This window comes from Streptomyces sp. NPDC055955 (genome assembly GCF_042270245.1).
Taxonomy (GTDB): Bacteria; Actinomycetota; Actinomycetes; order Streptomycetales; family Streptomycetaceae; genus Streptomyces.
This window is the reverse complement of record NZ_JBHJYS010000014.1, coordinates 21,378-46,790: the sequence shown is the minus strand read 5'-3', so window position 1 is coordinate 46,790 and position 25,413 is coordinate 21,378. Positions and strand designations below refer to the sequence as shown.

Genomic DNA, 25,413 nt, shown 5'->3' with positions numbered 1-25,413 from the left:
GCGCACGACGAGGCACGACACGACCCGAGGGGACCCTGACCGACATGACCTGGCTGATCACCGGCGGTGCCGGATACATCGGGGCGCACGTCGTCCGCGCCATGCAGGAGGCGGGCGAGCGGACCGTGGTCTACGACGACCTGTCCACCGGCATCGCCGGGCGCGTCCCGGACGGCGTACCCCTCGTCGTCGCCTCGACCCTGGACGCCGACGCCGTGGCACGCACCATCGCCGGGCACGGCATCACCGGCGTCGTCCACCTCGCCGCGAAGAAGCAGGTCGCCGAGTCGGTGGAGCTGCCGCTGCACTACTACCGCGAGAACGTCGAGGGCCTGCGCGTCCTCCTGGAGGCGGTCACCGCGAACGGCGTCCCGTCGTTCGTCTTCTCCTCGTCCGCCGCCGTGTACGGCATGCCCGACGTCGACCTCGTCACCGAGGACACCCCCTGCCTGCCCATGAGCCCCTACGGCGAGACGAAACTCGCCGGCGAGTGGCTGGTCCGCGCGACGGGCCGGGCCCACCGCCTGGCCACGGCCTCCCTGCGCTACTTCAACGTGGCGGGCGCGGCCACCCCCGAACTGGCCGACACCGGTGTCTTCAACCTCGTACCGATGGTCTTCGAGAAGCTCAGCGACGGCGAGGCCCCGCGGATCTTCGGCGCCGACTACCCGACACCCGACGGGACCTGCGTACGCGACTACATCCACGTCGCCGACCTCGCCGAGGCCCACGTGGCCGCCGCGCGCCGCCTCTCCGCCGCCGCCCCCGGCACGGACCTCACCCTCAACATCGGCCGCGGCGAGGGCGTCTCGGTCCTGGAGATGGTCGAGCTGATCAACGCGAGGACCGGCCACGGCACCGACCCCGTCGTCACCCCGCGCCGCCCCGGCGACCCGGCCCGCGTCGTCGCCTCCGCGGACCGCATCGCGACGGAGCTCGGCTGGACGGCGAAGCGCGACGTGCGCGACATGGTCGAGTCGGCATGGCAGGGCTGGGTCCGGGTCCACGGGACGGCCGTGAGGTGAGTCCCCGCTCGACTCGGGCCGACGCGCGAGCGGTTCCCCCGGGCGCTCGACCGGTCCGGGACCTGTGTCCGGGCCCTACGTCCTGTTGAGATATGCGAGCACGGCGAGCACACGGCGATGCCCGCTGTCGCTCGGGGGCAGCCCGAGCTTCGCGAAGACATTGCCGATGTGCTTGCTGACGGCACGCTCGGACACGACCAGCGTCTTTGCGATCGTCGTGTTGTCCCGGCCCTCCGCCATCAGCTCCAGCACCTGGCGCTCGCGCGGGGTGAGCGCGTCCACCGGGTCGTCCCGGCGCCGGCTGAGCAGTTCCGTGACGACCTCGGGGTCGAGGGCGGTGCCGCCCCCGGCCACCCGGTCGAGCGCATCGAGGAACTCGTCGACCCGGCCGACACGGTCCTTCAGCAGATAGCCGACACCGCTCGCGCCCCCACCCAGGAGCTCGGCGGCGTACGACTCCTCGACGTACTGCGACAGGACCAGAACAGGCAGTCCGGGCAAGGACTTCCGTGCCTCCAGCGCCGCCCGCAACCCCTCGTCCCGGAACCCCGGTGGCATCCGCACGTCGAGCACCGCCACGTCGGGCCGGTGCTCCAGCAGGGCGGGCAGCACCTCGGGCCCGCTCTCGGCGACAGCCACGACCTCGTGCCCCGCCGAACCGAGCAACAGGACGAGCCCCTCGCGCAGCAGCGCGTTGTCCTCAGCGATCACCACACGCACGGCAGCTCCACCTCGATCACGGTCGGCCCCCCGACGGGGCTCGACACCTCCGCCGTCCCGTCGAGCGCGGCGACCCTGCGCCGTATGCCGAGCAGGCCCGAGCCGCCCGACTGCCGTGCGCCGCCCCGCCCTTCGTCCCGCACGGAAACCCTCAACCCGCCCTGCGACCAAGCCAGTTCCACGGTCGCCCGGTCCGCGCCGCTGTGCTTCGCCGCGTTCGTCAGCGCCTCCGCGACCACGAAGTACGCCGCCGCCTCGACAGCCGCCGGTGCGCGCGGCCCGTCCGCCACACCGTCCTCGCGCACCGTCACATCGAGCCCGCTCCCGGCGGCCAGCGCCCGCACGGCGCCGGCCAGGCCCCGGTCGGTGAGGATCGGCGGATGGATGCCGCGCACCACATGCCGCAGCTCCGCCAGCGCCTCCTCGGCCTGGTCCTGGGCATCGTCCATGAGCTTGCGGGCAGCCGCCGGATCACGGTCGTACGCCCGCTTGGCCAGCCCGATCCGCATCGACAGGGACACGAGACGCGCCTGCGTCCCGTCATGCAAGTCCCTTTCGATACGCCGCAGTTCGGCCCCGTGCGCGGCAACCGCTCCCGCCCGGGTCGCCGTCAGCTGCTCGATCCGGTCCGTGAGCCGCGCACTCGCCGGGGGCGCGAGGAGCGCGCCGGACCACGACGCGTCCAGGCCGGCGAGCCGCGCGACGAGCGGCAGCACCAGGGCACGCCGCCCGAGCAGCCCGCACCACACGCCGTCCACGAGCAGCCCGAACGGCCACAGCGCCAACGACACGTACAGCAGCACCCACCCGTACAGGAAGTGCGCGGCGAGCCAGCGCAGGTCACGCCATGTGCAGGGGTCCGCGACCGCCGCACGCACACGCTCGGTCAGCGTCCCCGTGAGCGGGACGTACGCCTCCGCGATCTCCCGCCCCGTCCAGGCCGCCACGCGCCGCCGCTCGAAACCGGCCATGCGCCGCAACAGCAGCACGGTCTCGGGCAGCACCCCGGCGCCGACCACGAGCAGGGTCACCACGGCCGTGAAGAGCAGCAGCCCGATGAAGAGGTACGAGACGAGCGCCAGCCCGGCCGCCACACCCAACTGCCCTGTGGCACGCGCCGCCCCCCGCACCGTCTCCCGCATGGCCCTGACCATGGCCACAGGCTAGGCGACCCCGCACAGTCACGCGGTCGAGCCGGCTCCCCGGCGATGGTGTAGCGCGCTACACCACGAGTCCGGTGGCGGGCACCCTCGCCCGGGCGCCCCCACCACGCCAGACTTGGCCGCAACACCATCCGCCACACCCGAAGGGAACCCGGTCATGAAGGCCCTGCTCTGGCTCGTCCTCGTCGCAGCCCTCGCCGTCAACGTCTCGACCAGCATCGTCTTCGACGGCGTCGAGCAGGTCCTGATCAGCATCGGAACCGGCCTCGCCGCACTGGCCACCGGCGTGACCCTGTTCCTCCTGCGCCGCCGCGACGCGTGAGGGCCTCTGCACCCTTCTTCGGCGGCTTCTTCGGCCGCTACTTCGGCCGCTTCTTCGGCCACCTCCTCGGCCGCTACTTCGGCCCCTTCTTCGGCCCCTTCTTCGGCCCCTTCCTCGCTCGCCTGCTCTTTCGCCTGCAGGCTCAAGAACGGATTGCGTGGCTGATGGGGGTGGGTGGTTGCGGAAGCCTCCATCAGTTTCCCGTTCGCCTGCGGACCGGCGGGGGCTGACTTTCCCCGATACCGGTCAGTGAGCGGGCACGAATTGATCAACCTCCCTGACAGGCCACTGCGGACAAGCCACTGCCAAGGTCAGAGGCAAAGACGAAGACAAGGACAAAGACATGGCAGCAGCGGGAGGTTGGGAGGGGGAGGGGTGGTGGGGCGGCTGCTGGAGGTGGGGGGCGGCGGCTGCCGGAGGGCTCGGGTGGTCGGGGCTCGGGGGACGAGGGTTGGGTGGGCGGCGTCCGTCGCGTCGTCGTCGTGGTGCGTAACGCCTGGCGCAGGGCGCATGGCCGAATGACGCATGGCCGAATGATCAAATGACTCAGATCTGCCTATCCACCTAGTGCGGGAGGGGTCGAGCGGAGGCGGGGCCGTATCTGCCTTGCTGCGTAAGGCTGTTGAGGGCGGACTCTGGCAGATTTGAGCCACGGGCTCGCTCTCCACGGCAGGGCCGAGCTATACATCCGCCGGCCGGCCGGTCCGGCGCTTCGGGCGGCCGGCGCAGAGGCTGTGAAAATCGCTGTCCGATTGTCGGAACGCGGTGATAGAGATTCGGGGTGACGATGACACTCGAGTTCCCCGTCCTGCTGCGACTGATCGACGAACGGTCGACTGCCTTCCGCGCCGCGGTCGCCTCCGCGCCCAGCCTCGACGTACAGGTGCCGACCTGCCCCGAGTGGACGCTGTTCGATCTGGCGCAGCACATCGGCGAGGGGCGCCGCGACTGGGCCGCGACCGTCGCCGCAGGGCCTGCTCCGGCCAAGTCCGCAGCGGAGGGCGCCCCGGCTGCGCCTCGGGAGCGCGAGGCCCTGCTGGCCTGGTTGGCACAGTCCACGGAGCAACTGCTGGACGCCTTGCGGAAGGCAGGCCCGGATCGCGGTTGCTGGGCGTGGTGGGAGACGTTGCAGTCGCCGCACACCACCGGTGCCGTAGCCCGGCACCAGCTCCAGCAGATGGCGGTGCACACGTACGACGCCCAGATCACGGTAGGTGCCCCGCAGCCGCTGCCGGACGAGGTGGCGCTCGACGGTGTCGACGAGTTCCTGTCCACCTGCGTCGCAACGACAAGTGCCTGGCCGCACAAGCCCGCTGCCATCGACTTCCACGCCTCCGAAGGACGCTCCTGGCGCCTCTCGCTCTCCGCCGACGGCGCACGGAGCGCCCGTCTCCCCGGGCCCGGCGCCATGCCGGCCACCGCCGCCGGCCACGACCCGGACGCGGCCGCCGCCTTCTTCTCCGCTCGGGGCACGGCCAGCGAGCTGGTCCTCATCATGTACGACCGCATTCCGGTCGACTCCCTGAAGATCGACGGCGACCGACGTGCCTTCGAGCAGCTCAGCGCCTGGGACCCGGATGAGTAGGACACCGACGAAGCGCCCACCGCAGTCAGCTGACCACGTCCTCCGTCCGGGGACCCATGGACGCCCCGCCCTGCAGGCCAACTCCTCGGCACGGACGGCTGCTTGAGAAGCCAGACCAGGCCACCCGTGATCCACGGCTCCTGGCGCGCCGGCGACCCGAGAGGGCGCGGGACGGGAAGCGCGGGCGGGGCGGGGCCGAGAATGACTGCTACTCGCCTCGCCCACCCCGCCCCCTGACTGATCTCGCCAGCCTTGACCAGGAGGGCGAGACGGGTGATTGCGGGTAAATACGGCAGCTGCGGCAGCCAGGACCCGGCCGAGTGGCCTCGATCTGCCAATCCCCCGGCTAGCGCGACGCCGCCTCCAGTCAGGACGGGCCTCACCAGGCCGAAGCCCGCCGACACCGGGACCCATTGGCAGATCCGCGCCAGAACGACCCCACCGAACCAAGACCCGTCAGTGCCGGCCAACTCATCAGCCAAGGCCGCGTCGCGGTCAGCCAACTCAAGAGCCAAGGCGGCGTCGCGGTCAGCCGGCTCCCCCGCCAAGCAGCGCCACGAGCAGCCACCCCATGCCCACCTCCTGCCCTGGCCCCTCGACTCTTCCCCTCCCCTCCCCTCCCCTCCCCTCCCCCTCCCTCCCTCCCTCCCCCTTGCTGCCGCTTTCCCTTCCCGCAGCCCGAGCGGGCGCTCCCTGTCCACGGCCTCCGCCCCCGCCCCACCCGCAGTTCCTCGAACAACAGCTGCGAATCCGGACCCCGTACGCACCTCGATCGGGGAAAGCCAGCCCCCACCAGGCCGCGGACGAACGGGAAACTGATGGAGGCTCCCGCAACCACCCACCCACACCAGCCACGCAATCCGCTTTTGATCAGTTCACCGGGGCACGGGCAACTCCGCCCACGTCGTCTTCCTCGGCGCGGGGCCGGGCGTCACGCCCCAGCGCGCCGCCAGCGCCTCCACCAGTTGCAGGCCCCGCCCCGCCTCCTCCTCGTCGCCGGGGTGACGCACCTCCGGGACGCGCTCCCCGCGCGCATCCGTGACCTCGATTCGGATCACCTCGCGAGTCGCCAGGACCACCTGGGCCGCGTTCATCGCTTACGCAGCCCAGCGCTAGAGCCAGTCACAACGCCTTCAACCCCGCCGCCGTAGCCGACGCCAGTCTCCCCAGGTACCCCTTGGGCAACGGCGTCCGCACCACGACGGCGCGCCAGTACAGCGGGCCCGAGATCAGGTCGAGGGCGAGGTCCTCGTCGAGGTCCGCCCTGACCTCTCCGCGTGCGGCGGCGCTGCGCACGATGCCGTTCGCCACGCCGTGCTGCCCTTCGCGCAGCGCCTTCTGCATGGCCTCCGCGATCTCCGGGTTGCGGGCCGCCTCGGCCTGGAGGTCGGGGATGATCTGGCCCGCGACGGGGTGCTTCAGCGCGCGGGACGTGACCTCGTAGAGGAGGCGCAGGTCGCCTTCCAGGGAACCCGTGTCCGGGGCCGGCAGGCCCTGTACCGCTATGGCGGAGACCAGGTCCAGGACCAGGTGCAGCTTGGAGCGCCAGCGGCGGTAGACGGCGGTCTTGCCGACGCCCGCGCGGCGCGCGATCCCCTCGATGGACATACGGGCGTAGCCCACGGCGGCGAGTTCTTCGAAGACGGCGGAGCGAATGGCTTCCGTCACATCCTCGCGGAGCACTGCCGCGCCTGCGGGGGCTCTTCGACGTGGCGTCGGCTTGGCGGAGTCGGCGTTGGTCATCCGTACAGCATAAGGCGGCACGACGAAACGGTTGCGTTCCGACGTAATGACGCCCTACGCTCGCGTCACGACGATACGGACCCGTTCCGACGTCTCCGACCCCTTGAGCGAAAGCAGCGGATGTGAGTCAGGCACTCGACACACCTCCCCCGCCGGCGGCCACCGCGCCGGTGGAAGATCCCGCGGAGCTGGCCGCGCGGTACGGCCTGTCGGTCAGCGGCGCGCGGCCGACCCTCGTGGCGTACGTGGGCCAGCTCTGGCAGCGGCGCCACTTCATCACCGCGTTCGCGACGGCCAAGCTCACGGCGCAGTACAGCCAGGCGAAGCTGGGCCAGGTGTGGCAGGTGGCGACCCCGCTCCTGAACGCGGCGGTCTACTACTTCATCTTCGGCGTGCTGATGAACACCAAGCACAACGTGCCGGACTATGTGCCGTTCCTGGTCACCGGCGTGTTCGTGTGGACGTTCACGCAGAGCTCGATCATGGCGGGCACCCGTGCGATCTCCGGCAACCTCGGGCTCGTACGGGCGCTGCACTTCCCGCGCGCCGCACTGCCGGTGTCGTTCGCGCTCCAGCAGCTCCAGCAGCTGCTGTTCTCGATGTGCGCACTGGTGGTGATCCTGCTCTGCTTCGGCGTTCCGCCGGCCCTCTCCTGGCTCCTGGTCCTGCCGGTTCTGCTGCTCCAGTTCGTCTTCAACACCGGCGTGGCCCTCGTCATGGCGAGGATGGGCGCGCGGACACCGGACATCGCGCAGCTGATGCCGTTCCTGCTGCGCACGTGGATGTACACGTCCGGCGTGATGTGGAGCATCGACAAGGTGCTCAAGAACCAGCACCTGCCGCACGTCGTGCACCTGCTGCTGTCCGCGAACCCGGCCGCCGTCTACATCGACCTGATGCGTTTCGCCCTGATCGACAGCTTCCACCACAGCCAGCTGCCGCCCCACGTGTGGGCGATCGCGGCCGGGTGGGCGCTGCTCGCGGGCGTCGGCGGGTTCATCTACTTCTGGAAGGCAGAGGAGACCTACGGCCGTGGCTGACACCTCCGGGGAGCGGATCCCCACCGTCATCGTCGACGACGTCGACATCGTCTACCGCGTGAACGGCACCGGGGCGGGCCGCGGCACCGCGACCGCCGCGCTCAACCGCATCATCGGCGGCCGGAGGAAGGCCGAGGCCCGGGCCGGCGTGCGCACGGTGCACGCGGTGAAGAAGGTCTCGTTCACCGCGTACAAGGGCGAGGCGATCGGCCTGATCGGCACGAACGGGTCGGGCAAGTCGACGCTGCTCAAGGCGATCGCGGGGCTGCTGCCGACGGAGAACGGCCGGATCTTCACGCATGGCCAGCCGTCGCTGCTCGGCGTGAACGCGGCGCTGATGAACGACCTCACGGGCGAGCGCAACGTCCACCTCGGCGGCCTCGCCATGGGCATGAGCCGCGAGGAGGTCCGCGAGCGTTACGAAGACATCGTCGGCTTCTCCGGCATCAACGAGAAGGGCGACTTCATCACGCTGCCCATGCGGACGTACTCCTCGGGCATGGCCGCCCGGCTCCGGTTCTCCATCGCCGCCGCCAAGGACCATGACGTGCTGCTGATCGACGAGGCCCTGGCCACCGGCGACCGGTCCTTCCAGAAGCGCTCGGAGTCCCGGATCCGCGAGCTGCGCAAGGAGGCCGGTTCGGTCTTCCTCGTCAGTCACAACAACAAGTCGATCCGCGACACCTGCGACCGGGTCCTGTGGCTGGAGCGCGGCGAGCTGCGCATGGACGGGCCGACGGACGAGGTCCTCGAGGCGTACGAGGCGTTCACCAATCCGGGCGGCAGGACGGAACCCAAGAAGGCCAAGGTCGCCGTTTCCGCCTGAGGCCGATTCGGACGCACTCCCTTATCCCTTTTATCCGATTGGTGACACTATGGTGCGCCAGGAGAAGAAGGGACGGCGACCGTGCAGGAACTCAGCGTCATCGTGTACGGCCGGGACGTGCAGGGACATCTCGCCGACTGTCTGGACAGCGTGACCGGCCAGCTGCCCGAGGGGGCGGAGCTCGTCGTCGCCGCCGTGGACGATCCTGCACCGACCGCCGACGTGCCGGGCCGCGTCACCGTTCTGGCCCTGCCCGGCGCCCTCTCCGACGAGGAGGCCCGCGCGGCCGGCGGCGAGCGGGCCTCGGGCGCGTGGCTGCTGTTCGTGCACGCCAAGGACCGGGTGCCCCCCGGCGCCCTGCGGGCGCTGCGGGACCGGGTCGCGGGCCTGCCGGACGGCGCCGAGCGCGTCGATGTCGTACTCGCCGACCAGGTCCGCTCGACCTGGCACGCCTCCGGCATCCCGGGCCCCGACACCCGTCTGCTGGCCAGGGCGGGGGACCGCGAGCTGGCCCTCGCGGACTGCCCCGACCTCCTGCGGGTCACCCCGCTGCTCGGCAACCGCGCCGTGCGCGCCGCGTTCTGGCGGGACCACCGCGACCAACTGGCCGCCACCGAGGAGCGCTTCGCGGCACGCGCCGCCCTCGTCCTCGCCGACCGCGTCACCGCGCTGCAGCAGGTGGTGCTCGACGAGCGCAGGCTGCGCGCCGCGAGCCTGCCGCCGCCCACCCCGCAGGAGTACTACGCGCCCGTCGGCGAGTACGAGGACCTCCAGCGGCTGATGGCCGGCCGCGGCACGCCGACCGGCCCCCGCGCGGTGCTGTACGACGTGATGGCGACCGAGTGCATGCGGATCGTGGCCCGCGCCGGGATGCCCGATCCGGTGGGCCGCGAGTTCTTCCGCCGGGCCTCCCGCGCGGCCGTCGCGTGGCGGCCGGAGGGCTACCGCAGGCCCCCGGGGCTCGAAGGCATCCGGCGCCGGCTGCTCGAAGAGGACGCGTACTCCCGCTACCGCGCCTTCCAGAGCGTCAACCACAAGCGGCGCGGCCTGAAGTCCGCGGTCAGGAAGCACAAGCGGCGGGTCGGCGCGAAGGTCCGCGGCCACCGCTACCGGCGGGAACTGCGCCGGCCCGTGGACCCGGACCTGGCGGTGTTCTCCGCGTACTGGGACCGGGGGATGTCCTGCAATCCGGCCGCGATCGCCGCGAAGGTCACCGAACTCGCCCCGCGCATCCACCAGGTGTGGGTCGTCTCGGCGGCCCACGCGCCGCTCCTGCCGCCCGGCACCGACCACGTCGTGCCCGGCTCCCGCCGCTACTGGGAGGTGATGGCGCGCGCCGCGTACTTCGTCAACAACGTCAACTTCCCCAACGGCGTGGTCAAGCGCCCCGAAGCCGTCCACGTCATGACGCACCACGGCACACCCCTCAAACGCATGGGCCTCGACCAGATCGACTACCCGACCGCGTCCAAGGGCCTCAACTTCCGCCAGCTCCTGGCCCGCGTCGACAAGTGGGACTACAGCGTCACGTCGAACAGCCACTCCACCCGGATGTGGGAGCGCGCCTATCCCGCGCACTACGTCCCGCTGGAGTACGGCTATCCCCGCAACGACGTCTTCTACCGCGCGACGGCCGCCGACATCCGGGCTGTCCGCGACCGCCTCGGCATCGCGCCGGGCCGGCGGGCCGTCCTGTACGCGCCCACCCACCGCGACTACGAGGCCTCCTGGACCCCGCGCCTCGACCTGGCCACGCTCGCCGACCGCCTGGGCGAGGACACGGTCCTCCTCGTGCGCGGCCACTACTTCTACGGCGGGGCGGCCTCACCGCTCGCGGAGCTGCGCCGCAGCGGCCGGGTCATCGACGTGTCCACGTACGACCCGGTCGAGGACCTCTGCCTCGCCGCGGACGTCCTGGTCACGGACTACTCGTCGATCATGTTCGACTACGCCAATCTGGACCGCCCGATCGTGATCTACGCGGACGACTGGGAGATGTACGCGAAGACCCGCGGGGTCTACTTCGACCTGATCGCCGAGGCGCCCGGGCACGTCGCCCGTACACAGGACGAGCTGACGGAGATCCTCGCGGCGGGCGCGTGGCGCGACGAGGCGTCGGTGAAGGCGCGGGCCGCGTTCCGGCGCCGGTTCTGCGAGTTCGACGACGGCCACGCCGCCGAGCGGGTCGTGCGCCGGGTCTTCCTCGGCGAGAGCGACGCGTCGCTGCCCCCGGTGATCCCCGTCGACGAGCGCATCCCCGCGCCCACGCCCGAGGAGGCGGCCCAGCGATGACCACGCCCACGAAGACGATCACCCCCGACGTCACGGTCACCGTCATCGTCTACAACGACGCCGGGCGGCTGCCGCGCGCCGTCGCCTCGGTCCTGGACCAGACGCACGGCAACATCGAGGTCGTCATCAGCGACGACCACTCGACGGACGCCACCCCCGAGGTGGCGCGCCGTCTCGCCGCCTCGGACCCGCGGGTGCGCCACCTGCGCCTGCCGGAGAACAGCGGAGGGTGCAGCGCGCCCCGCAACCGCGCGCTCGACATCGCCCGCGCCCCGTATCTGATGTTCCTCGACAGCGACGACGAACTCCCCCGGGACTCGGTGGAACTGCTGCTCGCGGCGCACCGCGAGCGGGAGATCGACTTCGCGATGGGCGCGGTCGAGCGGGTCCGCGTCGACACGGGCCGCACGTCGACGTGGATGCCGCACCTGGTCGCGGAGCGCCGCACCGTCGACGGGATCGACGCCGAACCCGGCCTGTTCTTCGAGCACTTGTCGACGAGCAAGATGTACAAGCGGGAGTTCCTCGATCGCAACGCGCTGCGTTTCCCCGAGGGCATCCACTACGAGGACCAGCTGTTCTCGGCGCAGGCGTACTGCCTCGCGAAGTCCTTCACCGTCATCCCCGAGCCGGTCTACCGCTGGTACATCGCGCCGTTCGTCGCCGCGGACGACGCGTCGATCTCCAACCAGCGGCACAAACTGAGCAACGTCCGCGACCGCGTCCACGTGCAGGAGCTCATCGACGAGTTCCTCGCGGCGGGCGGCCACGCCGGCGTGCGCGAGGACAAGGACTACAAGTTCCTCAAGCACGACTTCCGCATGTACGCGGGTGACCTGCCCTCGCGGGACGACGCGTGGCTGGCCGGCTTCGCCGAGATCGTGAACCCGTATCTGGCGACGCTGTCCCCGGGCGCGTACGCCCGGCTGCCGCGCCCGGAGCGGGTCGTCCTCCAGCTGGTGCGCGACGGGCGCCTGGCCGACGCCCGGCTCGCCGCGCGCGGGCTCGGCCACGTGGTGGCCCCGCGCGAGACGGCCACGGACGCGTCAGGCGCCGTGTACTGGGGGTCAGTGGTCCCGTCGTCGGAACAGGCTCGCGGCGAACTCGACCTGACCGACCAGGAGTTGTACTCGCGCCCGTTCCCCGGCGCCCAGTTCCGGCACGAGATCACGCGGATCGAGCGGGGCCCCGGCGCCACCGTCGACCTGTCGGTGCGCACGTACGACCCCGGTCTGCGCCTCGCCGTCGGCCCGCACGTCGCCGCTCTGGTCGTGGCGCCGGGGCGGCACCGCATGACGACACGACTGCGGCTCGACCCGGTGCGGCCCGGCGTCTTCGAGGGGCGGGTGCGCCTCGATCTGGCGGCGGCCCCGCTCCCGGTGCACGGCTTCGACGGCGTACGGCATCCGATGCTCCAGCTCCAGGAACGAAGCCTGCGCAACACGGCGGTCCTGCTCGCGCCGCTGGACTTCCCCACGCTCACCGCCCGCGTCGGCTACCACTCGGGGGCGGCCACGCACCAGGTGACGCTGGAGCCGGAGGGGCGGGGCGCGGGCCGCCTCCAGATCCGCTGGCGGCCCGCGGGGCTCACGGCCCGGGTGACGCACCCGGTGGCGCGCAGGCTGGCCACGGCGTCGGACGGGCGCGTACGCAACGCGGTACGCCTGGTGAAGAGCGCGCTGCGTTAGCCGGGGTCGCCGACGACCTCGTAGAGGGTCTGGCCTCCCGGGCCCGTCGTGACCTTGTGCAGCGCCGGGTCGGTGGCGGCGAGGCCGGCCTCGTCGCGGTGGCTCACGATCCACCGCACCTCGTAGCGGCGCAGGACGTCGAGGCGTTCGGCCCGCGTGGCGCCGGGTGCGAAGTAGGTGTCCACGGCGCGCGTGCGGGCCCTCTCGTCCGGCAGGAAGAAGTCCGGGTAGCCGGGGGCGACGGTGTAGGGCCCGTACGCGGGGATCTGCCGCGCCGGGAACATCGAGGCGAGGACCACGTCCCCGTATCTCGTCCAGGGCGTCACCCACTGGTAGCCGCGCCACGGCGGGTGGTAGCGGTCGGCGATCGGCGGGGGCAGGACGTCGCGGGGCAGGACATAGCCGAGGGTGCCCGACTGGGTCCACGCGCCCGCGAGGAGCGCCGCGCCGAGCACCGCGGCGAACGCCGTACGTACCGCCCTGCGCCCCGCCCCGAACACCTCGAGGCCCGCCGCGACCTGCGCGGGGATCACGGCCGCCGGCAGGACCCGGCCCCACGAGTAGTGGCCGCTCACCCCGCCCGCCACGAACATCAGCGCCCCGAGCACGAAGAAGACCACCAGCGGATCGCGGGGGTCCCTGCGCCGGCGCAGGGCGAGGGCGAAGACGCCGGGCAGCAGGAGCCAGTACCGGCCGAGCAGGTTCCCGTACAGGGCCTGGTGGATCTCCTCCAGGCCCCGCGCGTGGAAGAGCGAGAAGAACGAGTAGTACGGCCACGCGGCGAGCACGACCGCGCCGACGGCGAGCCCGGCCGCGAGCCGCGCCCACACCGCGCGCACCGGCCAGGGCCGCGCCCCGGCCACCATCGCCAGCGCGCCGAACGACGCGACGACGCCCGAGAACTGATGGCTCAGCAGGATCACGGACCAGAGCAGCCCGAGGCCGAGGAACACGAGCAGGCCCGCGCCGCGTGCGAGCGCCCCGCGCAGCAGCGCCCAGAGGTGGAAGGACACCCCGAGCGCGAACGTGCTGGGGTAGGAGACGGTCAGGGCGAGGGAGTTGAGGCCGAGGAACCCGCTCCAGTTGAACGGGCTCGTGCCCCACAGGAGGAGCAGGCACAGGAGGACGAGCACGGTGACCGCCGTGCGCCTGGTGCGGTCCGTGGGCGCGTCGGCGAAGGTGCCGGTGAACCGCCGTACGCCGGTCACGAGCAGCGTCAGCGAGATCAGTGCGGCGATGCGCAGGACGGTGAAGGTGCCGAGGCCGGTGACGTCGGCGAGGGCGCCGAGGAACACCGTCCAGGGCGAGTAGTACGGGCTCGGCGTGTTCTCCTCGACCAGCGGGTTGCCGGGGTCGAGGAGGTCGTGGCGCAGGCGCTCGACGGTGGCCGCGTGGATGCCGAGGTCACCCGCCCAGGGGAGCCGGACGGCGACTGCCACGAGCAGGGCGAGGAGCAGCAGGAGGACCAGCGGGGCGGCGGCCCTGCGGGCCGCGTCACTCGCGGCGCGCATCGTGCTGGAAGACCCACGTCCGGTAGACGAGGAAGCGGAACGCCGAGGCCAGGACGATGGACAGCGCCTTGGCGACGTTCGACGCGATGGGCCCGGTCATCGAGGCGCCGTGGTACCCGGCGTAGAACAGGACGCTCTCCATGAGGACACCGAGCGCGCTGAAGCCGAAGAACAGCGCGATCTGGCGACGGGTGCGCGAGGCGCGGTCCCGGTAGGCGAAGAAGCGGAAGCCCAGGTAGTTGGTGCCCATGGCGACGCAGCTGGCCAGGACCGTCGCCGTCATCGGGGCCCGGCCGATGCCGTGCAGAAGGAGGTTGAAGACGAGGAAGTTGACGCCGACGCCGCTGCCGCCGACGACGCCGAACTTGGCGACCTCCACGGACAGGCGCCGCACGCGGGCCCGGACGGGTACGACGACGGGCGGCGCCTCGCGCACCGCGGTCGGGACCGTCATCGGCGCGCCCTCGCCCGCAGCTTCCACGGCATGCCGACCGATTCGAGCTGCACCATCAGGTTCATCTTGGACTCGCCGACCGTGCGGTCCTCGAAGTGGATGGGGACCTCCATGACGCCGAAGCCACGGCGCACGGCGCGGAACTTCATCTCGACCTGGAAGCTGTAGCCCGCGCTGTCCACGGACGCCAGGTCGATGGCGCGCAGGGCGTCCTCGCGCCACAGGTTGAAGCCGCCGGTGATGTCGCGGACGCGGGTGCCGAGGATGGTGCCCGCGTAGGCGTTGGCCCAGCGGGACAGGAGCCTGCGGTGCGCGCCCCACGCGTCGGAGAGCGTGCCGCCCTGGACGTAGCGGCTGCCGATGGTGACGGCGGCGCCGGTGGAGAGGGCGGTGCCGAGGAGCGCGGGGACCTTGTCGACGGGGTGACTGCCGTCGGCGTCCATCTGGAGGACGTAGCGCGCTCCGTCGGCGACGGCCTGTGCCATGCCGGCCGCGTAGGCCCGGCCGAGGCCCTCCTTCCCGGCTCGGTGCAGGACGCTCATCCGGTCGCGACCGTGCCGTTCGGCGTACCGCTCGGCGATGTCGCCGGTGCCGTCGGGGCTGGAGTCGTCGACGACGAGGAGGCGCAGGCCCGGGAGCGGGAGCGCCATGAGGGCGTCGGCCATGCCGGGCAGGTTGCCCGCCTCGTTGTACGTCGGCATGACGACGGTGAGGGGGGTGCGGGCCCAGTCGTCGGGCAGCGGTTTCGCGGCGGTCGCTGTGGCCCCGGTGTCGGGAGAGTTCGTGTTCACTGTTCGGTCAGCCCTTCTCCGGCGAGGGAGGCGAAGCGGACGGCCCGGTCGGGCAGTACGGCCTCGCACCACACCCGGGTTCCGTTCCGCAGGTCGTTGTGGGCGCCGACGCGGGCGCCGTCACCGATGACGCTGCCGTGCAGGACGGAGCGCCGCCCGATCCGCGCACCCGCGCCGACCAGGCTCTTCCTTACGTAGGCACCGGCGCCCACGGTCGCGCCGTCGTGCAGCACGGAACCATGGACGACGGCCCCTGAACCTACCCGGGCGCCCGCCCCGACGACGGTTCCGTCGGCGAGCCAGGCGTCGGCGGCGACCTTGGCGCCGGGCAGTACGAGGGACTCGCCGCGCACTCCGGGCACGGCGGGTGAGTGGACGACCCCGCGCACGAGGTCGGCGGAGGCCTGCACAAAGGTTTCGGGCCGACCGAGGTCGAGCCAGTACGAGTCGTCGACCATGCCGTGCAGATAGGCGCCCGAGGCGAGCAGGCCGGGGAACGTCTCGTGCTCGACGGAGACGGCCCGCCCTGCGGGGATGCTGTCGATGACGGACCTGCGGAACACGTAGGAGCCCGCGTTGATCTGGTCCGTGACGATCTCCTCGGGCGTCTGCGGCTTCTCGGTGAAGGCGAGTACGCAGCCGTCGTCGTCGGTGGTGACGAGCCCGAAGTCTCTGGGGTCGTCGACGCGGGAGAGGTGGAGGGTGACATCGGCTTCGCGTTCGCGGTGCCGGTCGACGAGGGCGCGGGTGTCGAGGCCGGTGAGGATGTCGCCGTTGCAGACGAGGACGGGGTCCTCGGGTGCGCAGATCAGGCGGCGGGCCGCGTGCCGGATCGCGCCGCCGGTGCCCAGCGGCTCGTACTCGACGGAGTATTCGAGGTGGACGCCGTGCGCCGATCCGTCGCCGAAGTACGGCTCGAAGACTTCGGCGAGATAGCAGGTGGCGAGGACGACGTGGTCGACGCCCGCGGCAGCGAGCCGCGCGATCTGGTGGGCCAGGAAGGGGACTCCGGCCGCGGGCACTATGGGCTTGGGCGTGTTGACCGTGAGCGGCCGCAGCCGGGTGCCCAGCCCGCCGACCAGCACAATCGCTTCCGTCATGGACCCTTCCCGACCTCTCCGCTCGCGCCGGCGATCCGACAATCGGGTCCACTTTAGACGTTATGCCCGATTTAGCGGCCTAGGACAAACCCCTTGGGGCCGACGCGCCTTCAGGAGCAACCGATTGGGTGCGCGGTCCATCAGGCCAGACCCGGTCAAGAGGCGGGCCGGAGAAAGGGAAGAGAACGGAAAGAGTCCGGGAGGTGAAACGGGGGCGCCCCGCACCGGAGTTCCGGTGCGGGGCGCCCCCGTTCGCTGATGCGGACCCTACGAGTGCGTGCGCAGCAGCGTCCTCATCGTGCGCATCGCGACCGACAGGTTCGCCAGGTCGAAGGCGTCCGAACTCTGGATCTCCTCCAGGGTCGTCCGCGCGCGGCCCAGGATCGGCGCGTTCTTCTCCTGCCACGCGTCGAAGCGCTGCTCCGGAGTCGACACGCCGTTCCCGACGGTCAGCACATCGGCCGTGAGGGCGGCGTGCGCCGCGTACAGGTCCTCACGGATCGAGGCGCGGGCCATCGACTGCCAGCGGTCGGACCGCGGCAGCTCGATGATCCGGTCCATCAGCTGCGTGATGGACAGCCGGTCCGCGAGGTCGTAGTACACCTCGGCGACGGCCAGGGGGTCCTTGCCAGTGCGGTCGGCGATCGCCACGATGTCGAGCGTCGGGAAGGCCGAGGAGAACCCGGCGACCCGCTCGGCCAGCTCCTCCGGCACGCCCGCGGCACTCAGCTCGTCCAGGATCGACTGGTACCACTCGGCGTCCGCGCCGCGCAGCATCTTCGGCATGGCCGACCAGACCTGGGCGACGCCCTCACGGAAGAAGTCGATCGTCTCGGCGAGCTGGAGCGGCTGCGGCCGGTTGTTGAGCAGCCAGCGCGTGCCGCGCTCGACCAGGCGGCGCGAGTGCAGCCTGATCCGGGTCTGGACATCCGCGGCGACGACATTGTCGAGCGCCTCGACCGCGTCCCAGACCTCACCGAGGCCGAAGATCTCGCGCGCGGCGAGCTGCGCCCGCACGATCTCCTCCAGGGACGCCCCGGTCTCCTCGCGCAGCCGGTGCAGGAACGTCGAACCGCCCGTGTTCACCGTGTCGTTGACCAGCACCGTGGTGATGATCTCGCGGCGCAGCGCGTGCCCGTCGACCGCGTCGGAGAACCGCTCGCGCAGCGCCTGCGGGAAGTAGGCGTGCAGGAGCCTGCGCAGGTACAGGTCGTCCGGCAGCGACGTCTGGATCAGCTCGTGCGCGGCCGTGATCTTCGTGTACGCGAGGAGGACGGCCAGCTCGGGCTGGCTCAGACCGCGCCCGGAGTTCAGCAGTTCCTTGACCTGCCGGTCGGCCGGCAGGAACTCCAGGGCCCGGTCGAGGTTCCCGTCACGGACCAGGCGGCGCATGAAGCGCTGGTGGGCGTGGAGCAGGTCGGGCGCCTGCGCGACCGCGTTGGCGAGGGCCGTGTTCTGCGCGTAGTTGTTGCGCAGCACCAGGGCGCCGACCTCGTCGGTCATCTCGGCGAGCAGCTTGTTGCGCTGCTTGACGGTCATGTCCCCGTCGGTGACGAGCGCGTTGAGCAGGATCTTGATGTTCACCTCGTGGTCGGAGGTGTCCACGCCCGCGCTGTTGTCGATGGCGTCGGTGTTGACCTTGCCGCCCTTGCGCGCGAACTCGATACGGCCCAGCTGGGTCGCGCCGAGGTTGCCGCCCTCGCCGATCACCTTGGCCCGCACGTCCTGGCCGTCCACGCGGATCGCGTCGTTGGCCTTGTCGCCGACGTCCGCGTTCGACTCGGCGGACGACTTCACGTACGTGCCGATGCCGCCGTTCCACAGCAGGTCGACCGGCGCGTGCAGGATCGTCTTCATCAGGTCGGCCGGCGTCATCTTCGCGGCGCCCGACTCGATGCCGAGTGCCTCGCGGATGTGCGCGTTGAGCTGGATCGCCTTGGCGGAGCGCGGGAAGATGCCGCCGCCCGCGGAGATCAGCTCCTTGTTGTAGTCGGCCCACGAGGAGCGCGGCAGGTCGAACAGGCGGCGGCGCTCGGCGTACGAGGTGGCCGCGTCGGGCCGCGGGTCGATGAAGATGTGCCGGTGGTCGAACGCGGCGACCAGGCGGATGTGCTCGGAGAGCAGCATGCCGTTGCCGAACACGTCACCGGACATGTCGCCGACGCCGACGACCGTGAAGTCCTCGGTCTGCGTGTCGGTGCCCAGCTCCCGGAAGTGCCGCTTCACGGACTCCCAGGCGCCGCGGGCGGTGATGCCCATGCCCTTGTGGTCGTAGCCCGCCGAGCCGCCGGAGGCGAAGGCGTCACCGAGCCAGAAGTTGTACGACTCGGCGACCGCGTTGGCGATGTCGGAGAACGTCGCCGTGCCCTTGTCGGCCGCGACCACGAGGTACGTGTCGTCCTCGTCGTGGCGCACGACGTCCGCCGGGGGCACGACCTCGCCGGCCACCAGGTTGTCGGTGATGTCGAGCAGCGCCGAGATGAAGGTCTTGTACGACGCGACACCCTCGGCCAGCCAGGCGTCACGGTCGACGCTCGGGTCCGGCAGGTTCTTCGCGACGAAGCCGCCCTTGGCGCCGACCGGCACGATGACGGTGTTCTTCACCATCTGCGCCTTGACCAGGCCGAGGACCTCGGTACGGAAGTCCTCACGCCGGTCGGACCAGCGCAGACCACCGCGCGCGACCTTGCCGAAGCGCAGGTGCACACCCTCGACCCGCGGCGAGTACACCCAGATCTCGAAGGCGGGGCGCGGCGCGGGCAGGTCGGGGATGGCCTGCGGGTCGAACTTCATGGAGACGTACGCGTGCGGCGTGCCGTCGTCGGACTTCTGGAAGAAGTTCGTCCGCAGCGTCGCCTTGATGACGGTCAGGAAGGACCGCAGGATCCGGTCCTCGTCCAGGCTCGCGACCTGGTCGAGGGCCCCGTCGAGCTCCTCCAGGAGCCCGTCGATCAGCTCGGTCCCGGCCCGCTGGCGCTCCGGCGACATGCGCGCCTCGAAGAGGCTCACGAGAAGGCGCGTGGTGTGGACGTTGTTACGGAGGGTGTCCTCCATGTAGTCCTGGCTGAACGTCGCACCGGCCTGGCGCAGGTACTTGGCGTACGCGCGCAGCACCATCGCCTGCCGCCAGGTCAGCCCGGCGCTCAGGACGAGGGAGTTGAAGCCGTCGTTCTCGGCGGCACCGGTCCAGGTCGCCGTGAAGGCCTCCTGGAAGCGCTCGCGGCCGTCGTCACCGAGGTAGTCGCCGCCGTTGCCGTTGGGCGACTTCGGCATGCGCAGACCGAAGTCGTAGATCCACGCGGTCGTCCGGTCCGAGCAGCGCAGCTCGTACGGGCGCTCGTCGATGACCTCGACGCCGAGCCGGTTGAGGACCGGCAGGACGGACGAGAGGGAGACCGGGGCTCCGGTGCGGTAGATCTTGAAGCGGCGCTCGCCGGGGGCGGCGCCCACGGGCTCGTACAGCGAGAGCGCGAAGTCCTTCTCGCCGCGCTTGAGGGCCTCCAGGTGGACGAGGTCGGCGACCGCCGCGCGCGGCGAGTGGTCGGCCTTGTAGCCCTCGGGGAAGGCGCCGGAGTAGCGGCGGGCCAGCTCGGCCGCGCGCTCCTCGCCGCACTCCGCGTTCAGCGCCTCGCCGAAGCCGTCGGCCCACGAGCGGGCGGCGTCGACGAGCCGCGCCTCGATGCGCTCGGTGTCGGCCTCGGTCAGCACGGGCAGCTCGGTGCCCGGCTCGACGCGGATGACGAAGTGCAGCCGGGACAGGATCGACTCGGTGTTCCAGGCCGTGAAGTCGACGCTGGTGCCGTTGAGCTCTTCCTTGAGGATGTCGATGATCCGCAGCCGGACACCGGTGGTGTAGCGGTCGCGCGGCAGGTAGACGAGGGCCGAGTAGTAGCGGCCGTACTCGTCCTGGCGCAGGTAGAGCCGCAGCCGGCGGCGTTCCTGGAGGTAGAGGACGCTGGTGACGATGGCGCGCAGCTCGTCGGCCGGGGTCTGGAACAGCTCGTCGCGCGGGTACGTCTCCAGGATCTGGAGCAGGTCGCGGCCGTCGTGGCTGTTCGGCGAGAACCCGGCGCCCCGCAGCACTTCCTGGACCTTGCGGCGCACGACCGGCACGCGCCGGACGCTCTCCGTGTACGCGGCGCTCGAGAAGAGGCCGAGGAAGCGGCGCTCGCCGATGACGTTGCCCTCGGCGTCGAACTTCTTCACGCCGACGTAGTCGAGGTACGAGGGGCGGTGCACGGTGGCGCGGCTGTTGGCCTTGGTCAGCACGAGGATCTTGTGCTCACGGGCCTTGGCGCGCGCGTCGGCGGGCAGTCGGCTGAAGGACGGGCTCACCGGGTGGTGGTCGTCACCGCCGTGCTGCGGGTCGGAGCGCAGGATGCCGAGGCCGGTGCCGGGCACGGCGGACAGCGAGTCGTCCTCGCGCAGCTCGTACTCGCGGTAGCCGAGGAACGTGAAGTGGTCGGCGGACAGCCAGCGCAGCAGCTCGCGGGCCTCCTCGACGTCCTGGGCGCGCAGGTCGTCGGCGGTGGGCTCGCTGGGCAGGTCGTCGGCGATACGCAGCGCCGAGTCCCGCATCTTCTCCCAGTCCTCGACGGCCTCACGGACGTCGGACAGGACACGCAGCAGGTCGGAGGTGATCTGCTTCAGGTCGGCGCGGTCGGTCTCCCGGTCGATCTCCACGTGGATCCACGACTCGGTGAGCGTGTCGTGGCTGTCGGCGGCGCTGCCCGCGGGCAGGACCTCCTGGAGCTTGCCGGTCAGGTCGCGCCGCACGGTGACCTGCGGGTGGATCACGACGTGGATGCCGCGGCCCTGGCGGGAGAGCTCGTTGGTGACCGAGTCGACCAGGAACGGCATGTCGTCGGTGACGACCTCGACGACGGAGTGGCTGCAGGTCCAGCCGTTCTCCTCGACCGTCGGCGTGTGGACTCTGACGTTCGCGGTGCCCTGCGGGCGGACCTCCGCGAGCCGGTAGTGGGAGACGGCTGCTCCGAAGACGTCGACCGGGTCACGGTCGGCCAGGTCCTCGGGGGCGGTGTGCAGGTAGTAGCGCTGGAGGAACGCGAGCACGGACTCCTGGTCCGGAGCCCCCTCGCCATTCGTCCCGGCCGGGAGATGCCCCCCTGCCGGGCTGTTCTCAGCTACCCGGGCGGCCCGTGCGAGCAGCTCGGCCTTGGCTTCGTCCAGCTTGGTCTGCATTGTCCTCTGGCTCCTGTCGCGCGCCGTTGCGTGACGTTGAAGAAATTGATGCGGCACAACGCCACGACGCGGGGTCTCCGGTCGATGTCGACGGTATGCCGGGATGAGAGATGAGCGGGCGTTTATCCGCCATTTTTGGCGTATTTCCTGCCCGGAGCCGGGACGGCATCCATGTTCCGTCCCGAAGGGAATGGTCAGCGGAGCACCGGGCACGGATGTCGATCTCCGTGTGCTCCCGGCGCGGGCAGGGGGCGACGATGCCCCCGCGAGATATCGCGCTGATCACGGGTCAAGGCTATCGCCCCTCCCCCGGGAGTCGTCATGAGCCGTATGTGTACAAATACAGCGGTCGAACTTTGACACTCTGCACAGGGACAGCGACACGGATGGATGCAACGAGGGGTTGCCTAACGGTCCCGCCGGGTCCACGTTGAGGGGAAGACACCCCGGCCCGAAGGCTCCGAGGGGAGCGCACAGCCATGGCACCCAAGATCCTCCTGTTGACCGGCGACGCCGCCGAGTCACTGGAAGTCCTGTACCCCTACCAGCGCCTGCGCGAGGAGGGCTACGACGTCCACATCGCCGCCCCGGAGCGCAAGAAGCTGCGGTTCGTCGTCCATGACTTCGAGCCGGGGTTCGACACGTACACGGAGAAGCCCGGCTACACCTGGCCCGCCGATCTCGCGTTCGCCGAGGTCGAGCCGGAACAGTACGTCGCTGTCGTGATCCCGGGCGGCCGCGCCCCCGAGTATCTGCGCAACGACCCGGAGCTGCGCAAGATTCTGAAGTCTTTCTTCGACGCCGACAAGCCCGTGGCCCAGATCTGTCACGGACCACTGCTCACGGCGGCGGTCGACGGGCTGCGCGGGCGCAACGTCACGGCCTATCCGGCGCTGGAGCCCGACATGCAGGCGGCCGGCGCGGCTTTCCGCGACGCGGAAGTGGTGGTCGACGGGACGCTGGTGTCGTCCCGCGCCTGGCCGGACCACTCCGCGTGGATGCGGGAGTTCCTCACGGTGCTGCGCGCCAAGGCACCGGTGACCTGAGGCCTGAACCCGACGCCTGACGCGCGACGCCTGTCGCCTGACCCCTGACCCCTGACGCGCGACACCTGACCCCTGACGTGTGTCGCCTGAGGCCTGAGGCCTGAGGGGATGGTGGGCGGCTGCCCTGTCTACGGGCGGCCGCCACGCATGACGCTCCTGGGCGACACGACGGAGTCCCCCCGCCAGCCCGAGGAGCCGACCGGATTGCCGCCCGCGGCGCCCCTGCCGCGGGCGACCACCCGCGAAACGGCACCCCCGGCCGGGCGTGCGCACGTGACGCCCGACTTGGCCGGGATGTGCTCCACGTGCGCGTCCGCCGTGCGGTTCGAGAACGGCGGCGAGGGGCGCCGGATCAGCGCGGGGTCGCTCTGCCGAATCCCCGCGTTCCGGCCCGCCGACGACCGTCACCGCGCACGCGGCCGACCGAGGAGCGTGAGCGGATGCGCTCACTCGGCCAGGCGCTGCGCCACCCCCACGGCCTCGGCGAGAGTGTCCACGACCGGCGCCCCCACGCCTTCGAGGCTGGCCCGGCTGTGCGATCCGCCGGTGTAGAGCACGGCACTGGCGCCCGCGTGCAGCGCCGCCACCGCGTCGTCGGCGGCGTCCCCGATGACGACCGTGCGCCCCGGCGCCACCCCCGAAACGGCCAGCGCGCCGAGGTGGCGGACCATGTGCTCGGCCTTGCTGCCGCCGGAGGGGCCGGTGCGCCCGTCGATCCGCAGGAAATGCGACTCGATCCCGAACTCCCTCACCAGCGGGACGAGTTCGTCATGCCCGTACATGCTGAGGATCGACTGGCTGCGGCCCGCGGAGCGCCAGTCGGCGAGGAGGAGCTCCGCGCCGTCGGCGAGCCCACAGGTCGTGCGGTGAAGCGTGTAGTGCCGCTGGAAGGCGGCGTCCATGCGCTCCCACTCGGCCTCCGTGGGCAGCCGGCCCATCAGCCGCTGGTAGAAGCGGGGGATCGGCACGCAGTACAGCTCTCTGTACCGCTCCAGGGTGATCGGCTCGAGACCGATCTCCTCGAAGGCGGCGTTGGTCGCGCTGATGACCGCGTCATTGTCGTGGAACAGCGTCCCGTTCCAGTCCCAGACGATGTGTGCTCCGACTGCGTGCTTCCCCATGCCAAGAACTTATCCGCAGAGACCGACAATCGTACGTTCGCGCAGGTCAGCCACTCAGGCCGAGCAGGTTCGGGATCTCCTGCGTGGCGAACCAGAGGAGCTCGTGGTCTTCGGCGCCGTCGACGACGAACTGCGCGTCGTCGTCGCCCTGGTCCGCCGCCCCGAGCGCCGCGGCCGCCGCCGTCACGTCCTTCCCGGCGTCGGCGGAGTCCACATGCACGGCCGCGGCCTTGGCCAGGGGGACCGCGTTCGCGATCCGCACCTCGCCGAGCGCTCCCGGGTCGAGCCCGCGGTCCGGGTCGGCCACCGCGGCGCCGTCCGGCACGTCGAGCGCGACCACGACCCGCTTACGGGGCGCGTCCGGCTGCCCGGCGATCAGCCGCAGCGACGCCGCCGCCGCGCGGTTGAGGGCGGCGTACTCCAGCTCCTCCATGTCGTCGGAGACGTACCACTCGCGCAGCGCGGGCGTCACGGCGTACGCGGTGAGCGGTCCGGGTCCCAGTTCGCCCGCCTTGTGCGCCTCCGCGAGACGGGGCAGGGACAGGGGGACGTACACGCGCATGGCGGGCCACTTTCGTCGACGAGAGGGCCTTCAGGATACGTGCGGGAGTCCCCCTTCGGAGTGCCGGTCACCACCCGTCCACACGTCCACGTCGGAGCCCTCCGTCACCCTCCCGAGCCCTGTCCCCCCATGGCTCGTCCGCCGTCCGATCACCCGGATAGGTGATCCTTCCGGCCGCCCTCGCCGGGCGCCTCGGGCCTTGTGAGCGGCATCGCCGTCCGCGTACAAGATCCCCAAGCGAAGTTACCGATCGGTATCCACCGGTCGGACGCCGAACGGGGATCCAGACATGCATGAGCCCACCGCCCATGAGCCGCTGCGCAAGGTCATGGACCAGCCGCGCCGCCGCCCCGGAACCACCCGGCCCCCGGGCGGCCGCCCGCCCGGCAGGCAGGACGCGAGGAGGCCCGGCGCGCGGCCCGTGCGCGTCCCGCCCCAGCTGCCGCCCCACCCCGCCGAGCTGTTCACCGAGCGCCTCCTGCTGGTGCTCAGCGGCCAGCGCCCCGTCCACTGGGCGTCCCGCCACTTCGCCGGCTCCCTCTACGACGCCCTGATCCGGCTCGCCGAGAACCGGCCCCTCGACGACCGGGGACGGCAGCCCGTCGTCCGCGGCATCGGCCACTACCAGCCCGAACCCGGCGTCTACGAAGTCTTCGCCCGGATCAGCGCCGGCCCCCGGCTGCACGCCCTCGCCTTCCGCCTGCATCGGGGCGACGACCATCGCTGGCTCTGCACGGCCGTCGAGATGGTCGGGCGCCCGACCCGCGGTACCGGGGCGTGAGCGCGCCGACTGCGCGTCGAGCCAGACGTCGACCTCGCCAGCGCGGTCACCGGCGGCGAGGCGTGGTCGACGCCCTCGTACGACGTGTACGTCACCCGGGTCCCGGCCCGCGCCAGGGCCACCGCTGCCTCATTCGAGGTGACGGCCGGCACCGTCGTGTCCGCGGCGCCCTGACCACGCGCCCGAGCCGGCCTTCCGCGGGGCGGTGGCCGCCGCCCCGCCCGGCAGGGCACCGTCGCGGCTTCGACGCCCTGCACCGGCTCGCGGTAACGGATGGCGGGCGGCTCGCGGTAGCGGGTGACGGGCGGCTCGGAGTGGCGGCTCGGCAGCGCGGACGCTTCGGGCGCGCCCGCGGAGCGGCCCGTTCACGAAGTCGGCGATTTTCACCCCCTCGCCGGCCTTGACCACCTCGGCGAAACAACCGCCGCCGCGGCCCACCCC

At 71.5% G+C, this 25,413-nt stretch carries 21 protein-coding genes; 10 read left to right on the top strand and 11 right to left on the bottom strand.

Going from position 1 to position 25,413, the window contains the following annotated elements; translation table 11 throughout:
- The first annotated feature begins 44 nt into the window (after window positions 1-44).
- The gene (gene galE / locus ACFC96_RS26600; protein WP_376614461.1) at window positions 45-1,025 is read left to right on the top strand and encodes a UDP-glucose 4-epimerase GalE; all 981 of its coding nucleotides are present in this window, start codon (window positions 45-47) and stop codon (window positions 1,023-1,025) included.
- A 75-nt stretch (window positions 1,026-1,100) separates the two neighbouring features.
- Here the strand turns inward: galE and ACFC96_RS26595 are convergent, their stop codons facing one another.
- A complete protein-coding gene (locus ACFC96_RS26595) occupies window positions 1,101-1,745 on the bottom strand; it encodes a response regulator (protein WP_376227400.1) in 645 nt (214 codons plus the stop codon).
- Window positions 1,733-2,887 (bottom strand): sensor histidine kinase, encoded by a 1,155-nt coding sequence (locus ACFC96_RS26590; RefSeq protein ID WP_376227401.1) that lies wholly within the window; start codon window positions 2,885-2,887, stop codon window positions 1,733-1,735. The genes ACFC96_RS26595 and ACFC96_RS26590 overlap by 13 nt, the downstream gene beginning before the upstream one ends.
- A 178-nt stretch (window positions 2,888-3,065) precedes the next feature.
- Between ACFC96_RS26590 and ACFC96_RS26585 the strand changes: the two genes are divergently transcribed.
- The 3 genes from ACFC96_RS26585 to ACFC96_RS26575 all read left to right on the top strand — a co-directional run bounded on the left by ACFC96_RS26585 (window position 3,066) and on the right by ACFC96_RS26575 (window position 4,815).
- On the top strand, window positions 3,066-3,230 hold the full coding sequence (locus ACFC96_RS26585) for a hypothetical protein (RefSeq protein ID WP_376228301.1): 165 nt from the start codon (window positions 3,066-3,068) through the stop codon (window positions 3,228-3,230).
- Window positions 3,227-3,460, top strand: a complete 234-nt coding sequence (locus ACFC96_RS26580) for a hypothetical protein (RefSeq protein ID WP_376614460.1) — start codon at window positions 3,227-3,229, stop codon at window positions 3,458-3,460. Before ACFC96_RS26585 ends, ACFC96_RS26580 begins: the two co-directional genes overlap by 4 nt.
- Before the next feature lie 551 nt (window positions 3,461-4,011).
- Window positions 4,012-4,815: a maleylpyruvate isomerase N-terminal domain-containing protein gene (locus tag ACFC96_RS26575; protein WP_376614459.1), complete on the top strand. Its 804-nt coding sequence runs from the start codon at window positions 4,012-4,014 to the stop codon at window positions 4,813-4,815.
- A gap of 875 nt (window positions 4,816-5,690) precedes the next feature.
- Here the strand turns inward: ACFC96_RS26575 and ACFC96_RS26570 are convergent.
- Both ACFC96_RS26570 and ACFC96_RS26565 read right to left on the bottom strand, forming a co-directional pair.
- Window positions 5,691-5,873, bottom strand: coding sequence for an ATP-binding protein (locus ACFC96_RS26570; protein WP_376614457.1), 183 nt, complete (start codon window positions 5,871-5,873; stop codon window positions 5,691-5,693).
- A 64-nt stretch (window positions 5,874-5,937) separates the two neighbouring features.
- Window positions 5,938-6,558, bottom strand: coding sequence for a TetR/AcrR family transcriptional regulator (locus ACFC96_RS26565; RefSeq protein WP_376256776.1), 621 nt, complete (start codon window positions 6,556-6,558; stop codon window positions 5,938-5,940).
- Between the two features lie 122 nt (window positions 6,559-6,680).
- Here ACFC96_RS26565 and ACFC96_RS26560 point away from each other — a divergent pair, with 122 nt between their 5' ends.
- From ACFC96_RS26560 to ACFC96_RS26545, 4 genes are all read left to right on the top strand, one after another.
- The gene (locus tag ACFC96_RS26560; protein ID WP_376256778.1) at window positions 6,681-7,598 is read left to right on the top strand and encodes an ABC transporter permease; all 918 of its coding nucleotides are present in this window, start codon (window positions 6,681-6,683) and stop codon (window positions 7,596-7,598) included.
- Window positions 7,591-8,424, top strand: a complete 834-nt coding sequence (locus ACFC96_RS26555) for an ABC transporter ATP-binding protein (protein ID WP_376614455.1) — start codon at window positions 7,591-7,593, stop codon at window positions 8,422-8,424. Before ACFC96_RS26560 ends, ACFC96_RS26555 begins: the two co-directional genes overlap by 8 nt.
- 81 nt (window positions 8,425-8,505) lie before the next feature.
- Window positions 8,506-10,716 (top strand): CDP-glycerol glycerophosphotransferase family protein, encoded by a 2,211-nt coding sequence (locus ACFC96_RS26550; RefSeq protein ID WP_376614453.1) that lies wholly within the window; start codon window positions 8,506-8,508, stop codon window positions 10,714-10,716.
- Window positions 10,713-12,404 (top strand): glycosyltransferase family 2 protein, encoded by a 1,692-nt coding sequence (locus tag ACFC96_RS26545; RefSeq protein ID WP_376614451.1) that lies wholly within the window; start codon window positions 10,713-10,715, stop codon window positions 12,402-12,404. The genes ACFC96_RS26550 and ACFC96_RS26545 overlap by 4 nt, the downstream gene beginning before the upstream one ends.
- Here the strand turns inward: ACFC96_RS26545 and ACFC96_RS26540 are convergent.
- The 5 genes from ACFC96_RS26540 to ACFC96_RS26520 all read right to left on the bottom strand — a co-directional run bounded on the left by ACFC96_RS26540 (window position 12,401) and on the right by ACFC96_RS26520 (window position 21,462).
- Entirely contained in the window at window positions 12,401-13,915 is a 1,515-nt protein-coding gene (locus ACFC96_RS26540) for a hypothetical protein (RefSeq protein WP_376614450.1), read from the bottom strand. The two genes, ACFC96_RS26545 and ACFC96_RS26540, sit on opposite strands and share 4 nt — an antisense overlap.
- Window positions 13,899-14,369 carry a GtrA family protein gene (locus tag ACFC96_RS26535; RefSeq protein WP_376256787.1) on the bottom strand — a complete coding sequence of 157 codons (471 nt, stop codon included), beginning with the start codon at window positions 14,367-14,369 and terminating at the stop codon, window positions 13,899-13,901. Before ACFC96_RS26535 ends, ACFC96_RS26540 begins: the two co-directional genes overlap by 17 nt.
- Window positions 14,366-15,070 (bottom strand): polyprenol monophosphomannose synthase, encoded by a 705-nt coding sequence (locus ACFC96_RS26530; protein ID WP_376256864.1) that lies wholly within the window; start codon window positions 15,068-15,070, stop codon window positions 14,366-14,368. The genes ACFC96_RS26535 and ACFC96_RS26530 overlap by 4 nt, the downstream gene beginning before the upstream one ends.
- 86 nt (window positions 15,071-15,156) lie before the next feature.
- Window positions 15,157-16,260, bottom strand: coding sequence for a sugar phosphate nucleotidyltransferase (locus tag ACFC96_RS26525; protein ID WP_376256789.1), 1,104 nt, complete (start codon window positions 16,258-16,260; stop codon window positions 15,157-15,159).
- A gap of 267 nt (window positions 16,261-16,527) precedes the next feature.
- Window positions 16,528-21,462: an NAD-glutamate dehydrogenase gene (locus tag ACFC96_RS26520; protein ID WP_376614448.1), complete on the bottom strand. Its 4,935-nt coding sequence runs from the start codon at window positions 21,460-21,462 to the stop codon at window positions 16,528-16,530.
- Window positions 21,463-21,941: 479 nt separating this feature from the next.
- On the opposite strand from ACFC96_RS26520, the gene ACFC96_RS26515 reads away from it, so the two are divergent.
- Window positions 21,942-22,508: a DJ-1/PfpI family protein gene (locus ACFC96_RS26515; RefSeq protein ID WP_376256793.1), complete on the top strand. Its 567-nt coding sequence runs from the start codon at window positions 21,942-21,944 to the stop codon at window positions 22,506-22,508.
- 446 nt (window positions 22,509-22,954) lie between these two features.
- On the opposite strand, the gene ACFC96_RS26510 is transcribed toward ACFC96_RS26515, so the two are convergent.
- Both ACFC96_RS26510 and ACFC96_RS26505 read right to left on the bottom strand, forming a co-directional pair.
- Window positions 22,955-23,629 (bottom strand): HAD family hydrolase, encoded by a 675-nt coding sequence (locus ACFC96_RS26510; RefSeq protein ID WP_376256794.1) that lies wholly within the window; start codon window positions 23,627-23,629, stop codon window positions 22,955-22,957.
- A gap of 46 nt (window positions 23,630-23,675) precedes the next feature.
- Window positions 23,676-24,191: a DUF6912 family protein gene (locus tag ACFC96_RS26505; protein ID WP_376256796.1), complete on the bottom strand. Its 516-nt coding sequence runs from the start codon at window positions 24,189-24,191 to the stop codon at window positions 23,676-23,678.
- A 289-nt stretch (window positions 24,192-24,480) separates the two neighbouring features.
- Between ACFC96_RS26505 and ACFC96_RS26500 the strand changes: the two genes are divergently transcribed.
- Window positions 24,481-24,972 carry an Rv3235 family protein gene (locus ACFC96_RS26500; protein WP_376256798.1) on the top strand — a complete coding sequence of 164 codons (492 nt, stop codon included), beginning with the start codon at window positions 24,481-24,483 and terminating at the stop codon, window positions 24,970-24,972.
- The last annotated feature ends 441 nt before the right edge of the window (window positions 24,973-25,413 follow it).